Origin of the sequence: Psychrobacillus sp. NEAU-3TGS (assembly GCF_029955155.1) — a bacterium.
GTDB lineage: Bacteria > Bacillota > Bacilli > Bacillales_A > Planococcaceae > Psychrobacillus.
Window position 1 is genome coordinate 707,551 of the sequence record NZ_JAPNOZ010000012.1, and the last position, 14,819, is coordinate 722,369.

General features: G+C 39.1%; 10 protein-coding genes and 2 pseudogenes. All 12 read right to left on the reverse strand.

Annotated elements, in window-relative coordinates; genetic code table 11:
* Positions 1–21 precede the first annotated feature (21 nt).
* Positions 22–1,044 (reverse strand): signal recognition particle-docking protein FtsY, encoded by a 1,023-nt coding sequence (gene ftsY, locus OR571_RS19915; RefSeq protein ID WP_282245437.1) that lies wholly within the window; start codon positions 1,042–1,044, stop codon positions 22–24.
* A 14-nt stretch (positions 1,045–1,058) separates the two neighbouring features.
* Positions 1,059–4,613, reverse strand: a complete 3,555-nt coding sequence (gene smc, locus OR571_RS19920) for a chromosome segregation protein SMC (RefSeq protein WP_282245438.1) — start codon at positions 4,611–4,613, stop codon at positions 1,059–1,061.
* A 3-nt stretch (positions 4,614–4,616) separates the two neighbouring features.
* Positions 4,617–5,375 carry a ribonuclease III gene (gene rnc, locus OR571_RS19925; RefSeq protein ID WP_142537735.1) on the reverse strand — a complete coding sequence of 253 codons (759 nt, stop codon included), beginning with the start codon at positions 5,373–5,375 and terminating at the stop codon, positions 4,617–4,619.
* A gap of 142 nt (positions 5,376–5,517) precedes the next feature.
* A complete protein-coding gene (acpP, locus tag OR571_RS19930; RefSeq protein WP_142537734.1) occupies positions 5,518–5,754 on the reverse strand; it encodes an acyl carrier protein in 237 nt (78 codons plus the stop codon).
* Between the two features lie 57 nt (positions 5,755–5,811).
* A pseudogene (gene fabG, locus OR571_RS19935) lies at positions 5,812–6,557 on the reverse strand (3-oxoacyl-[acyl-carrier-protein] reductase).
* Positions 6,550–7,500 (reverse strand): ACP S-malonyltransferase, encoded by a 951-nt coding sequence (fabD, locus tag OR571_RS19940; protein WP_282245440.1) that lies wholly within the window; start codon positions 7,498–7,500, stop codon positions 6,550–6,552. The pseudogene fabG and the gene fabD overlap by 8 nt, the downstream one beginning before the upstream one ends.
* On the reverse strand, positions 7,493–8,488 hold the full coding sequence (gene plsX / locus OR571_RS19945; protein ID WP_282245442.1) for a phosphate acyltransferase PlsX: 996 nt from the start codon (positions 8,486–8,488) through the stop codon (positions 7,493–7,495). Before plsX ends, fabD begins: the two co-directional genes overlap by 8 nt.
* A 16-nt stretch (positions 8,489–8,504) precedes the next feature.
* Positions 8,505–9,071, reverse strand: a complete 567-nt coding sequence (gene fapR, locus OR571_RS19950; protein WP_282245443.1) for a transcription factor FapR — start codon at positions 9,069–9,071, stop codon at positions 8,505–8,507.
* Between the two features lie 95 nt (positions 9,072–9,166).
* Positions 9,167–11,214: pseudogene (gene recG, locus OR571_RS19955) on the reverse strand (ATP-dependent DNA helicase RecG).
* Positions 11,204–12,103: an L-serine ammonia-lyase, iron-sulfur-dependent, subunit alpha gene (gene sdaAA / locus OR571_RS19960; RefSeq protein ID WP_282245444.1), complete on the reverse strand. Its 900-nt coding sequence runs from the start codon at positions 12,101–12,103 to the stop codon at positions 11,204–11,206. Before sdaAA ends, recG begins: the two are co-directional and overlap by 11 nt.
* 12 nt (positions 12,104–12,115) lie before the next feature.
* Entirely contained in the window at positions 12,116–12,778 is a 663-nt protein-coding gene (gene sdaAB, locus OR571_RS19965) for an L-serine ammonia-lyase, iron-sulfur-dependent subunit beta (protein ID WP_282245445.1), read from the reverse strand.
* Positions 12,779–13,163: 385 nt separating this feature from the next.
* Entirely contained in the window at positions 13,164–14,819 is a 1,656-nt protein-coding gene (locus OR571_RS19970; RefSeq protein WP_282245446.1) for a DAK2 domain-containing protein, read from the reverse strand.

The window sequence follows — 14,819 nt, forward strand, 5'->3', positions numbered from 1 at the left end:
CGATGCATCTGTCAAGTAAAATTACTTGTCTGATTCATTTTCACTTTCATGCTCTAGACCTTCTGCAAAAAGTCCATATACATATTTCTCCGCATCAAACGGTTGTAAGTCATCCATTTGCTCGCCAAGCCCAACGAATTTAACCGGTATATGCAACTTCGAACGAATAGCTAACACAATACCACCTTTTGCAGTACCATCTAACTTAGTTAATACGATACCCGTAACATTTGTAGCTTCTTTAAAAGTTTGCGCTTGCACTAATGCATTTTGTCCTGTCGTAGCGTCTAAAGCAAGTAATACCTCATGCGGAGCGTTCGGTATTTCCCGAGAAATAACGCGATGAATTTTCTCTAATTCATTCATTAAGTTAACTTTGTTTTGCAGTCGACCAGCAGTATCACATATCAACACATCTGCATTTCTATTTTTTGCTGCTCTAATAGCGTCGTACATAACTGCAGCTGGGTCAGAGCCTTCAGCTTGTTTAATCACTTCTACGCCTACTCGGTCTCCCCAAACTTGAAGTTGGTCAATAGCTCCTGCACGGAATGTATCTCCGGCAGCAAGCATCACTTTTTTTCCTTCTCCTTTTAGACGATGTGCAAGTTTTCCAATTGTAGTAGTTTTTCCTACACCATTAACTCCGACGAATAAAATAACAGATAATCCCTCGTTTTCCAATTGGAGTTCTGTTATATTCTCTTCGCCAGCTTCATAAATTTCTACTAGCTTTTCGGAAATAACTGACTGAATTCCCGCTGTGTCTTTTATATTTTTACGCTGTACTTCAAAGCGTAATGCTTCCATTAGCTCGTCTACAGTTTCAAAACCAACGTCCGCTTGCAGTAAAATTTCTTCTAATTCCTCGAAAAACTCTTCATCTACTTTGCGATACTTTGCAACAAGGTCATTTACTTTAGAAGTAAACTGGTTTCTCGTTTTAGCCAAACCTTCTTTAAACTTGTTCGTTATCGTAACCGTTTCTTGGACTTCTTCCGTTGTACCAAGCATTTTATCCTTTAGCTTTTTAAAAAAACTCATCCGTATAAACTCCTTTACGTCACTAATTGTTCTTCTAGTTTAACAGAAACTAATTTAGAAATTCCGGATTCTTGCATCGTAATACCATACAAAACATCCGCGCCTTCCATCGTTCCTTTTCGATGGGTAATCACGATAAACTGTGTATCATGACTGAATTTTTTCAAGTATTCACTATAACGAGTGACATTTGCTTCATCTAGCGCCGCTTCGACCTCATCCAAAATACAGAATGGTACTGGTCTTGTATGGAGAATAGCAAACAACAAAGCAATCGCTGTAAGTGCCCGCTCCCCACCTGACAACAAGGAAAGGTTTTGCAATTTCTTGCCTGGAGGCTGAGCGATAATATCAATACCAGTATCCAGTAATGAAGTTGGATCAGTAAGGATAAGGTCAGCCTGCCCACCGCCGAATAATTCACGGAATACTACTTTAAAATGTTTCTGTATTTCCTGGAAGGTAGTTTCAAAACGAATCGTCATTTCTTCGTCCATCTCTTTTATCACTTCATGCAATGTTTCTTGAGCAGAGAGCAAGTCTTCCCTTTGTTCAGTCAAAAATGCATGACGTTCACTGACCTGTTCGAATTCTTGAATAGAGCCTAAATTAATCGGGCCAAGCTCTTCAATAGAAAGTTTTAATAGCTTCACTTTTTTGCGAGCCAAATCTTCTTCAAGATCAAACGGAAAATCGCGTTCAGCCTCTTCTAAAGTCATTTCATACGTATCTTCTAGATGATTTTGTAAAGTATGCATCTCTACTTCTAACTTACTTAGCTTAATCTCCAGTTCTCGTTCTACGTTTGCATGAAGATTTGCTTCGTTTTGTACAGATTTCAAGGTATGCTCGAGTTTACTTATTTGATGCACAAGGTCTAGCCTATTTGTTTTGCCAGACTGAATTTGTTCGACCAACTGATCCTTTTTCTCTTTCAATTGCCCGATCAGTAAAACAAGCTCTTCTGCAGAAGTACCACCTTGTTCATCATTTTCATACCATGCAATTTCTTTTTGTAATGACTCTACTTTTTGGGTACTCGTTAAAATGAAGCTTTCCAGCTGCGCTTTTTCTTTTTCTTGCTGGGAAACTTGTTCGTTTACGACAGCGATATGAGATAGTAGCTCTCCAAGTTCATTTTGAAACTTATCTTTTTCTTCAATCGATTGTTGTTTCAACAATTGTAATTGGTCGATTGTTTGAGAAATAGTAGCTAATGATTCCTTAATCTCCGCATTTCTAATTGCAGTTTGTTCTTTTTTACGAACTAGGTTCTCTTGTAAATGATTTTTTTCCGTTTTTTCCTCATCATATTCTAGTAATTGATGTGTAATTCTAGAAATGATTGCGGCACATTCTCTCGTTTCGGAAAGCAGTCGATGCTCCTCTCCCCGCAAGGTTTCGCCTGCAAGTCGAGTTTCCTCTAACTCAATTCTTAGCTGCTGAACTTCTTGTTTCCTTGAAGAAACGGCTTTTTCTGCCTGATAAACAGATTTCTCTAGTTCAACAAGCTTGTCATTTAATTGATCCAACTCTGCTTTACGTGTAAACAGCGATGATTGCTGTTTAACCGAACCACCGGTCAGTGAACCACCTGCGTTGACTACATCCCCATCTAAAGTGACAAATCGATACTTATACTGCAAACGAGACGCCATTTCATTTGCGCCTTTTAAATCTTTTGCAATGATAATATTGCCAAGTAAATTTTCCACAATAATTTGATAGCCATCCTTATAGTTTACAAGCTTGTCTGCTGTATTGACAAATGATGGGTGTCCACTAATCGAAGCTAAAGTATGCTCGTTTAATTTACGAGACTTCATCACTTGGAGTGGTAAAAATGTTGCTCTACCAACCCTTTTCTTTTTCAGCCATTCAATCGCCATTCGTGCATCTTGGCTCGTATCTGTAATAATATGCTGAGATTGTTGGCCAATAGCCGTATCGATTGCATTCATGTATTCATGTGGTATTTGGATCAGCTCTGCTACAGCTCCGTGAATTCCTTGTAATTCCTTTTTGTCTCTAGCCTTTAATACTTCTTTTACTCCTTGGAAAAATCCGGAGAACTCAGATTCTAGCTCCTCTAGCGAGTCTTTTCTTGCCTGCATTTGATGCTTCATTTGATACGCTTTTTGAAGCATGGTTTGCTGCTCTTCAAATGTCGTCTCTAGTTGTTCTGATGCTTTTCTCTTCTGCCCAAAGTCATTTAGTTTTTGTTCTAATTCTTTTTGACAGGTTGCTAGTAATTTGTCTAATTCCTGTTTACGGGCAGTAAGCTTCTCTAACTCTTCTTTTATGTCGCGATAGTCTTCAATCATTTTTTCAGAAGAAACATGTTCAAAATGCAATTGCTGCTCCATATGCTTCATTTCATTTTTCATCGTTGCTTCTTCGTTCAATAGATCAATATACGTGCTTTTCAATTCTTCTATTTCATCTTCTACTTCCGAGGCAGATTTACTTAATACAAGATCAATTTGATGCTTTTTAGCACGAAGCTCTTTTAACAGAAGTTGTTTTTCTGATTTAGAAGCATTATTTTCTTTTAATTGGCGCTCAAAAGAAACAAGCTTTTCTTGTTCCTCTTCTAATGCCTTTCTTAGCTGAGAAATTTGCTGACTTGCATTATGCTGCTTTTCTGCGAGTAAAAGCTTACGACCTTCTAAACGTTCTAGTTCAGAGCTTGTCTCTACTAGTTCACTTTGTTCAGCATCTAGCTTTTCGTCTATTTGGGACATTGTTTTTCGATCTTTTTGGATGGAAGTTTCCATCTTATGAATTTGTTCTAAAAGTGATTGTTTTGTTTCTTCCATCGCTTGTAATTTACTATGTAATGTAGCATTTTCTTGAACATATAATCGTAAATCATGTGCAATTACAGCAATCTCAATACCTTTTAACTCCTCGGACATTCGTAAATAGTCAGATGCAAGAGAAGACTGAATTTGTAAAGGCTCCATTCGACCATCTAATTCATGTAATATATCTAGTACACGATTTAAATTATCATCTGTTTCGATCAGTTTAAATTCCGCTTTCTTTTTACGTTGCTTGTATTTTAGTACTCCAGCAGTTTCCTCAAAAATAGTTCTTCTATCTTCCGGACGGCTATTTAAAATCTCATCGACCCGCCCCTGCGAAATAATGGAAAAAGCTTCTTTTCCAAGACCAGAATCCATAAACAAATCGGTAATATCCTTCAACCTGCATGATTGTTTGTTCAATAAATATTCGCTATCGCCGGATCTAAAAACCCTTCTAGTTACGCTAATTTCTGCAAAATCAAGCGGAACTAAATTGTCCGAGTTATCTAGTATCAATGTAACTTCTGCAAAGTTTAGGGCTTTTCTAGAATCACTTCCTGCAAAAATAACATCTTCCATTTTCGCACCACGTAATGATTTAGCAGATTGTTCCCCTAGTACCCAACGTATTGCATCGGTCACATTACTTTTTCCACTACCATTTGGACCTACAACCGCTGTAACTCCCGGTACAAAATCTATACCAATTCGGTCTGCAAATGACTTAAAACCAATAATTTCTAATCTCTTAAGGAACAATGATTATTCCCCCTGTTCTTGATCCTTTATTGCAAGTATTGCTAGTCTTGCTGCTTGTTGCTCTGCTTCTTTTTTGGAACGACCTTTACCAATACCTAATTCTTTTGCGTTTAGTAAAACACGCGAAACGAACGTACGATTATGCGCCGGACCTTTTTCCTCAACAATTTCATAGCTAAGTGTTCCATTATTATGCTGTTGAACAACCTCTTGTAACTGACTTTTGTAATCCATCACATGCGAAAAAGCACCGAGTTCTATTTTCGGAAAAACAATTTTTTGTAAGAAGGAGACGACTTCATCTAACCCCTGATCCAAATATAATGCGCCAACAAACGCCTCAAACACGTCTGCAAGTAACGCCGGTCTTTCTCGTCCGCCTGTTAGTTCCTCTCCTTTTCCAAGCAATACATATTTACCAAAGTTTAACTCATTAGCAAATAATACAAGTGAAGGCTCACAAACGATTGCCGCACGGAGCTTTGTTAACTCCCCTTCACTCATCATTGTATATTGTTGAAACAAATATTGGGAAACAGATAATTCTAATACGGCGTCACCAAGAAATTCTAAGCGTTCATTATCGGCAAAAAATTTCCGTCGATGCTCATTCACATAGGATGAATGGGTAAAGGCTTGATACAATAGTGCTGGATTATTAAATTGAATTTGAAAATGCTGTTGAAACTGTTCAAACTTTTCTTTTACATTTTCAGAGAATACTGCTTTTCTGATTTGATTATTTTTGCGATTTACTTTCATGAATAATCTGCCTTCCTCACTTTTTTCACTTTTTCACGTATGCTTTTAAGTTTACCTGTTTATAAAGCATTGTGCAAAAAGAAATAGAGACGTCCTACTTATTCACCCGGAATAATAGAACGTCTCTTTTCGCTATTTGTCATTAGCTTTGTTTACTTTCAATATAGCTAACTGCACTACCTACAGTTGAAATGTTTTCAGCATCTTCATCTGAAATTTCCATATCGAACTCATCTTCCAGTTCCATTACTAATTCAACTACATCTAGGGAGTCAGCACCTAGATCATCACGGAAAGATGCTTCTAGTTTCACTTCGCTTTCGTCTACACCTAGACGATCCACGATTACTTTTGTTACGCGTTCTAATACTGTTGACACATTAGTCACCCCCCCTCAATGATTATACAAAATTCTCTCGTCTAATGAAAGAGGAGATTACATGAACATTCCACCGTTTACATGAAGCGTTTGTCCAGTTATATAGTTTGCATCATCGGAAGCTAAAAAAGCAACTGCTTTTGCAACATCTTCAGTGTTACCAAACTTAGCAAGCGGGATTTGACTCAGCATTTGAGCTTTCACTTCTTCCGGAAGTGCATCCGTCATATCTGTTGTGATAAATCCTGGCGCTACAGAGTTCACTGTTATATTACGACTTGCTAGCTCTAATGCCGACGTTTTGTTAATCCAATTACACCGGCTTTAGCCGCTACATAATTCGCTTGCCCTGGATTACCTGTTACACCAACAATGGACGTAATATTAATAATACGGCCAGCACGTTGCTTCATCATTTGTCTTGTGACAGCTTTCGTGCATAAAAATACGCCTTTTAAGTTCGTATTAAGTACATCGTCCCATTCTTGCTCTTTCATACGCATTAGTAGATTATCGCGTGTAATACCTGCATTATTTACTAGAATATCAATCGAACCGAATTGTTCAATTGTAGCACTCACCAATTCTTTAATATCTTCTGATTGATCTACATTTGCTTGAATCGCAAATGCTTCACCACCAAGTGCTTTGATTTCTTCTACTACCGCTTCTGCTTTTTCTTTGCTTCCGCTATAGTTAACCGCAACTTTTGCACCTTCTTTTGCTAGGTATAGCGCAATATCTTTTCCAATCCCGCGAGATGCTCCTGTAACGATTGCTGATTTTCCGTCTAATTTACCCATTTACATTCTCTCCTAACAAGTCCATTACTTGCTGCAATGATTCTTCATCATGTACACAATACGTCGTAACAGAACGATCGATTTTTTTCACTAATCCACTTAATACTTTTCCTGGACCACATTCGATAAATGTAGTGACACCAAGCTCGATCATTTTTCCGATGGATTCTTCCCATCGTACAGGTGAATAAAGCTGCTCCACTAATAGGTTTTTAATAGTCGCGCTTTCAGTCACCGGAAGTGCGGTTACATTCGAAATAACTGGAATTTCCGCTTCTTTTAAGTCAAGCGAAGAGATGGCATCATCTAATTTAGCTGCTGCTGGTCGCATTAACTCAGAATGGAATGGCCCACTTACTACTAATGGGATTGCTCTTTTCGCACCAGCTTCTTTTGCTTTAGCAGAAGCTTCTTCCACTCCAGTAGCAGTTCCAGAAATAACGATTTGCCCTGGGCAATTTAGGTTGGCTACTTGTACAGTTTCGCCATTTGCGGATACTTCTTTCGTTACGTCGATTAACGAGTCTTTGTCTAGCCCTAAAATAGCAGCCATTGCCCCTTCTCCAGCAGGTACTGCTTCATTCATAAAAAGTCCTCTTTTATGAACCAATAAAACAGCATCTTCAAAGCTCAGTACACCTGAAGCTACAAGTGCGGAATACTCTCCTAGACTGTGCCCAGCTGTATAATCTGGAGAAATACCTGCGTCAAACAACTTTTTCGCCACCATCGTACTAGTTGTCAGTAGAGCAGGTTGTGCATTATAAGTTTTCGTTAATTCCTCCGCTGGACCTTCTAGCATAATGTTCGATAAAGAAAATCCTAATACTTCATCCGCTTGCTCATAATATTTTTTACTATCTTCGTTACTTTCAATCAGTTGCTGACCCATCCCAACAGATTGTGAGCCTTGTCCTGGAAAAATAAATGCAATTTTAGTCATTGGATAATTCCTTTCTTAATGTACTATGAATAATTCCACACACGTCGTACTCCACCATCGTTCTTGCTTGGCGGATTGCATGGAAAATAGCGTTCGCATTGGAAGAACCATGCGCTTTAATAACAGGCGCTTTTAAACCAAATAATCCCGCACCACCATACTCCGTATAGTCTAGCTTGTTTTTCAATCCACGAAGCTGGTCTTTTACTAGTAAAGCAGAGAGTTTTGTTTTGGTAGAAGTATTAAACGCTTCTTTCAGCAGAGTAAAAATGCTTGATGCTGTACCTTCAATTGTTTTTAACACCATATTACCTGTAAAACCATCTGTTACGACTACATCCGCAACGCCATTTAACAAATCCCGAGACTCCACATTGCCGATAAAGTTAATCGGTGCATTTTCCAATAATTCGAATGCAGCTTTTGTTAGATCGTTTCCTTTTATATCTTCTGTACCGATATTTAATAGTCCTACACGAGGGTTTGCAATGCCGCGTACTTTTTCCGCGTAGACGCTCCCCATAACCGCGAATTGCTCTAAGTGCTCCGGCTTCGCATCTGAATTTGCTCCTAAATCCAGCATAACAAATCCTTTTCCATCGAGCGTCGGCAAAGTAGGGGCAAGCGCCGGACGATCTACTTGATCAATACGTCCAACAACAAACAAACCAGCAGCCATTAATGCACCTGTGTTCCCAGCTGACACACAAGCATCTGATTCACCGTTTTTCACAGATTCAGCCATTTTGACTAAGGAAGAATTTTTCTTTCTTCGAATGGCACGTACAGGTTCATCCGTACCTTCAATCACTTCCTCGGTATGGATTACTTTTAATCGGTCATGTACTTTAAGGAGGGGATTTAACTGTTGTTCATTTCCATACAATTGGATTTCAATATCATCAAAAGCTTGTAGCGCTTCATATACACCTTTTACAATTTCACGTGGGGCATTATCTCCCCCCATTGCATCAATGGAAATTTTCATTTGTCATCACCTTTATTTAAGACTTTGTTACTCGGTACATACTAAATTGACCGATAAAAACGGTATCATTTTCTACTTTACTAGTCACTTCGATTAACGTGCTATTTTTTTCTGTATCGCTAGATAGAACGACTGCTTTTGCAATTACTCTATCTCCTGCTTTAACAGGTTTCACAAACGTAATCGTAGATTTTCGAGTAAGTGCTAATTCATCATTTATAACAGCTACAGCTAAGGAATTTGCTTGTGCAAACAAGTGATGCCCCCTTGCAATGCCATTTCTTGCAAATACATGGTCTTGGGTAATATCCAATATAGAGATAGCTTGTTTATCTAAATCGATATCGATAATTTCTCCAATTACCTCATTTAGCGGAAGTGACTTAACTTCTTCTCCAAAATTATGTGCCGCTACTGATTTTATTCGTTCACGTAATTCAGGGATAGATAACTCCATTCGATCAAGACGAATCGTTTGAACGCTTACGTTAAAGGTCGAAGCCAATTGTTCATCTGTGATAAATGGATTTTTCTCTAATGTCTCTAGAAGTAGTTGCTGTCTGTCTCTTTTAGTGTATTTCATCCAATCACCACCATTTTAGCACTTGGTACTAATATCAGTATATAAATATTAAAAAAAGAATGCAAGAATAGATTCACATCCATCTCGCATTCTTTTTAATCGATACGTTCTCCATCTAGCGCTTTTGAATGGATAAGAAGGGTTCGGAGAGCTTCCATTTCCTCGGACTCCCAAAATTCATCCGAGCTTAAAAGCTTCTCAGCATCCACCTTTGCCGTATTAAGCGCTCGATAATCATGCACAAGATCTGCCATTTTAAATTCGGGCAAACCGCTTTGCTTTCGACCGAAAAAGTCTCCAGGTCCTCTTAGTTCTAAATCTTTTTCTGCTAAAACAAATCCATCATTTGTTTCGGTCATGGACATCATGCGCTCTTTTCCTTCTTCTGATTTCGGATCAGCTAGTAATATACAATACGATTGATGCTCCCCACGGCCTACACGACCTCTGAGCTGATGAAGCTGTGCAAGGCCAAAACGCTCCGCATCAAAAATAATCATAAATGTCGCATTGGGCACATTCACCCCAACTTCCACAACTGTGGTAGAAACGAGTACTTTCACTTCTCCATCTGAGAAGCTACGCATCACTTCATCTTTCTCATCCGGGTGCAAGCGACCATGCATGAGGCCAACTGAATAATCAGTGCCCAGTTCTGCTGCCATCATATTATATACATCCACTGCATTTTGAACATCTAACTTTTCCGATTCCTCGATAAGCGGACAAATAATATAGGCTTGTCTTCCTTTTGCCAATTCCGCTTTTAAGCGAACGATCAATTTGTGAAGTTGCTCTTGCTTCATCCAATATGTATCTATTTTTTTACGGCCAGCGGGCATTTCATCGATAATAGAGACATCCATTTCTCCAAAAGCAGTAATGGCTAAAGTTCTTGGAATAGGAGTTGCCGTCATAAACAATACATCTGGATTTTCGCCTTTTTCTTTTAATACTCTTCTTTGCTCGACACCAAAACGATGCTGTTCATCCGTAATTACTAAGCCAAGCTGTTTAAATACCACATCTGGCTGTATTAAAGCATGTGTTCCGATCAATAAATCGATGTTTCCTGCTTCTAAGTTTTCAAGTACCGTTCGACGAGCTTTCGTTTTGGTCGAACCTGTAAGCAAAGCAATTTTGACACCAATTGGTGCTAGCCACTCATCTAAAGAGCTGGCATGTTGTTCAGCCAAAATCTCTGTAGGCGCCATCAGTGCACCTTGATACCCAGCTGTAATTGTTGCATACAAACAAATCGCCGCCACAATCGTTTTCCCGGAACCTACATCTCCCTGAAGTAATCGATTCATCCGATGTGGTTCTTTCAAATCACGGCAAATCTCATTTACGACTCTTTTTTGTGCGTTTGTTAGTTCATACGGCAATGTTTCTATTAACTTTTTCAGTTTTTCATTATCGAATGCTATACTATTTCCTACATTTTGTTCTTTGCGAGCTTTTTTTATTGCTTGCATTTTCAACTGAAAAATGAGCAATTCTTCATACACAAAGCGTCTTCGTGCATTTTTCGAATGCTCTACATTTTGAGGGAAATGTATCCCTTCCAATGCTTCCGATATATCCGGCAGTCGATAAGGACCCTTTATCGATTCTGGTAAAGGGTCTATTAAATGACCATTCACTTCATCTAACGCTTGACGCATAAATTTACGGAAGACCTTTTGGCTTATTAAACCTTTTAACGAATAAACCGGTTCAAAGTCTTGTTGATCTGTTTTAGGACCTGCTGAAAAAGTAGACACATTAATAACCTGTCTACCTCGATCCCATTTACCAGTTACGGTAACGATGGATCCTGGAATTATTTTATTTTTTAAATATGCTTGATTGAAAAATACTGCTTTAATCAGATGCTGTCCCGCCAATAAACGAACTTGCATTCTAGATTTTTTCTGCCCTAAAAAAGTAAGGAAGGCTCACTTTCGACCCTTCCTTCTACAGTAACACGCTCATTATGTGGTGTTTCTGCTATATTTTTTAATCGAAAATCCTCGTGTCGGTAAGGAAAAGTCATCACTAAATCTTCTAAAGTCTCAATACCGAGTTCTCGCAATGCGTTAGCAGATCCACTTCCCACTCCTTTTAAGGAAGTTACTAACTCATCTTTTTTAGTTACCACTAGTGACAACTGCTCCGCCGAAAATTTTCGCCTCTAACCATTTTCCAGTAGGAGTTGCCGCTAAACCGCCTTGAGCTGTTTCCTTTAAAGCAGTTGGCATTGTTTGTCCAATTTTATACATTGCGTCAATTACTTCATCACAAGGAATACGACTAGTGACACCAGCTAGCGCCATATCAGCTGCCACCAATGAATTCGAAGCACCCATTGCATTTCGCTTCACACAAGGAACTTCTACTAATCCCGCTACAGGATCGCAAACTAAACCAAGCATATTTTTTAACGTGATCGCAAATGCAGTAGAGCTTTGTTCCGGTGTTCCACCAGCCATTTCTACAATTGCTGCCGCTGCCATTCCCGCCGCTGACCCTACTTCTGCTTGACAGCCACCAGCTGCTCCAGAAATCGAAGCATTGTTCGCAACAACAAACCCGAATGCTCCCGCATTAAACAAATAACGAATCATTTGCTCTCTTGTCGGATTTAATTTATTTTTCACGGCAAATAAAGTACCTGGTACAACTCCCGCAGAACCTGCAGTTGGAGTAGCGCAAATAGTTCCCATCGCCGCATTTACTTCATTTGTAGCTACCGCTTTACTGACAGCATCTAGCATTAACTCCCCAGATAAAGTGTTCCCTTTTTTCATATAAGCTTGAAGAAGTACTGCGTCTCCTCCAGTTAAACCGGAAGTAGAGCGAACACCCTTCAATCCTTTTTCAACCGCTTCTTCCATGACAGTCAAATTACGATCCATTTGAGCCATAATTTCTTCACGGGAACGACCTGTGATTAACATTTCTTGTTCTATCATAATTTCTGAAATGAGCTTTTGCTCACTATTCGCTCTATCTACTAACTCACGAACATTATGAAATAACACATCCATCTGACATCCCCCTTAATCTGCTATTCTCGTTACTTGTGTAATATTCGGTAGTTTACCAATTTCCTCAAGTATTTGCTCATCCACTGTTTGATCCACTTCTATAACCATTAACGCCATATTTCCTTTTTCTTTTCGAGAAACTTCCATATGACCAATATTTATATCGTACTTCGCTAAACAATTAGCTACATTTGCAATACAACCAGATCTGTCTTCGTGCACTACTAAAATGGCTGCTAAATTACCAGAAAGTCGTAATGGAAATCCATTTAACTCGGTAATTTCAGTTTTCCCACCACCAATAGAGATACCAACCATGGACATTTCCTGCTGGCCATCGCCAATAACAATGCGCGCGGTATTTGGATGCTCTGTATTTGCCGTCTCCGGTATAAACTCAAAAGTAAGCCCTAATTTTTCCGCATCTTCAAAAGCCGTTTTAATGCGCTCATCAAATGTATCATAATCGAGCAATCCGCCAATTATGGCCACATCTGTACCATGTCCTTTATACGTTTCTGCAAAAGATCCATATAAATGTATTTTCGCCCATGTAGGCTGTTTTCCAAATAAATCCCTTGCCACTCGACCAATTCGTGCTGCTCCTGCCGTATGGGAAGAGGATGGTCCAATCATAACGGGTCCAATTATGTCAAAAACGGATTTGAATTTCAATGCATAGACCTCCAGTTGACTATTATATTTATCTTCTATTTTACACCTAAAATACTAAATTAACAAAAGGATTAAACTAGAGTAACCTCTCTGGATTCTTTCCTTGGTACTTACTTGAAAAAATATGAAACAACATACGCTGTGATTTAGCGCGCCGGTATTCGCTTTCAAGCGCAAACAGTGCCTCCAACCGCTACATTACGTTCCAACATTTACTAATCTGATATAGCATATAGGAATAATTCATGGAAATCGCTAACTTATCAGTGTTGAAAGATACAACTCAACCAATGAACGCTACCAAAACAATCTAACGGGCTCTAACATTTTTAAATTCCTCGTGCATAAAAATACCACGGGAACTTCTTTTTCCCGTGGCATCGTATTATTCGACAGATAAAATATATGGATAAAGAGGTTGTTTACCGTTATAAACTTCCACTTCAACATCTTCATACTGTTCCTCGATGAATGTAGCAAAAGCATTTGCTTCTTCTTCTGAAACTTCTTCCCCGTAAATGATCGTAACGATTTCTGCATCTTCATCGATCAATGCTTTTGCTAAGCTTGTTGCAGATTCTTCTCGAGAAGGGTTTGATAAAATAATTTTCCCTTCTGCAAGTGCCATGAAGTCATCTTTTTTAATTTCCACACCATCAATTGACGTGTCACGAACCGCAAAAGTAACTTGTCCTGTTTTGACATGCGCAAACGCGTTTGTCATATTTTTTTGATTTTCTTCTACAGTTGCCTGCGGATTGAATGCTAAGATAGCTGCCATTCCTTGTGGGATTGTTTTTGTTGGTACAACAGCAGCTTCGATTCCTAACACTTCTGCCGCCTGTTCAGCAGCCATCACGATATTTTTGTTATTAGGTAATATTAATACGCGCTCTGCTCCAACAGCTTCAATTGCTTTCACGATATCTTCTGTGGAAGGATTCATTGTTTGCCCACCTTCGATGACAGCAGATGCCCCTAAGCTTTTAAGCAGATCCGAAACGCCGCTTCCCATTGCAACAGTAACTACAGCGTATGGATGTACCTCTTGTTTTTTCGAAGGCGCTTCTTTAGCGAAATCATCGCCTACGATTTCCGAGTGTTGCTCGCGCATATTTTCAATTTTAATTTTGATCAAATCACCATATTGCTGACCATATGTTAATACGTCACCTGGTGTTTCCGAGTGAATATGGATTTTCGCTACTTCTTCATCTGAAATAACTAATAAAGAATCTCCGAAGGCACTTAAATCATTACGAAACTGTGTCTCGTCAAATGCTTTTTTACCTTCTTCTAAACGAACCATAAATTCGGTACAGAAACCAAATTCAATGTCTGCCGTATCCATAAATCCTTGCACACTTTTATGATGCTCTGCACTTACTAAATCGTCCATCGAATTAGCAACCGTTTTTTCGGGAAGCGCTTCCCCTCTCAAGCTAGCCAAAAAGCCCTCATAGACGAAAACAAGCCCTTGCCCACCACTATCTACTACACCTACTTCTTTTAACACTGGTAATAAATCAGGAGTTCTGTTTAACGATTGTTTCGCTTCTTCCACAACTTCTGCCATTAACGTACGAATGTCATCCTCTGTTTCACTTACTTCAACAGCTTTTTTAGCAGCATCTTTTGCCACTGTTAGGATAGTACCTTCGACAGGCTTCATCACTGCTTTATATGCAGTTTCTACCCCATAGTTCAATGCTTGTGCAAATTGTTTGGCATTTAAAGTGTCATAACTCTCCACCGATTTTCCAAAACCTCTAAACAATTGCGATAAAATTACACCTGAATTACCACGTGCCCCCATAAGTAATCCTTTAGATAGGGCTTGTGCCGTTTTCCCAACATGCTCTCCTGTATGCGCAGCAGTTTCTTTTGCACCCGAAGTCATGGAAAGATTCATATTTGTACCTGTATCCCCGTCCGGTACTGGAAACACATTTAGTGCGTCTACATAATCAGCGTTTTGAAAAAGATGATGCGCTCCCATCTTGACCATATCCGCAAATTGAATTCCATTAATTAATTTCAT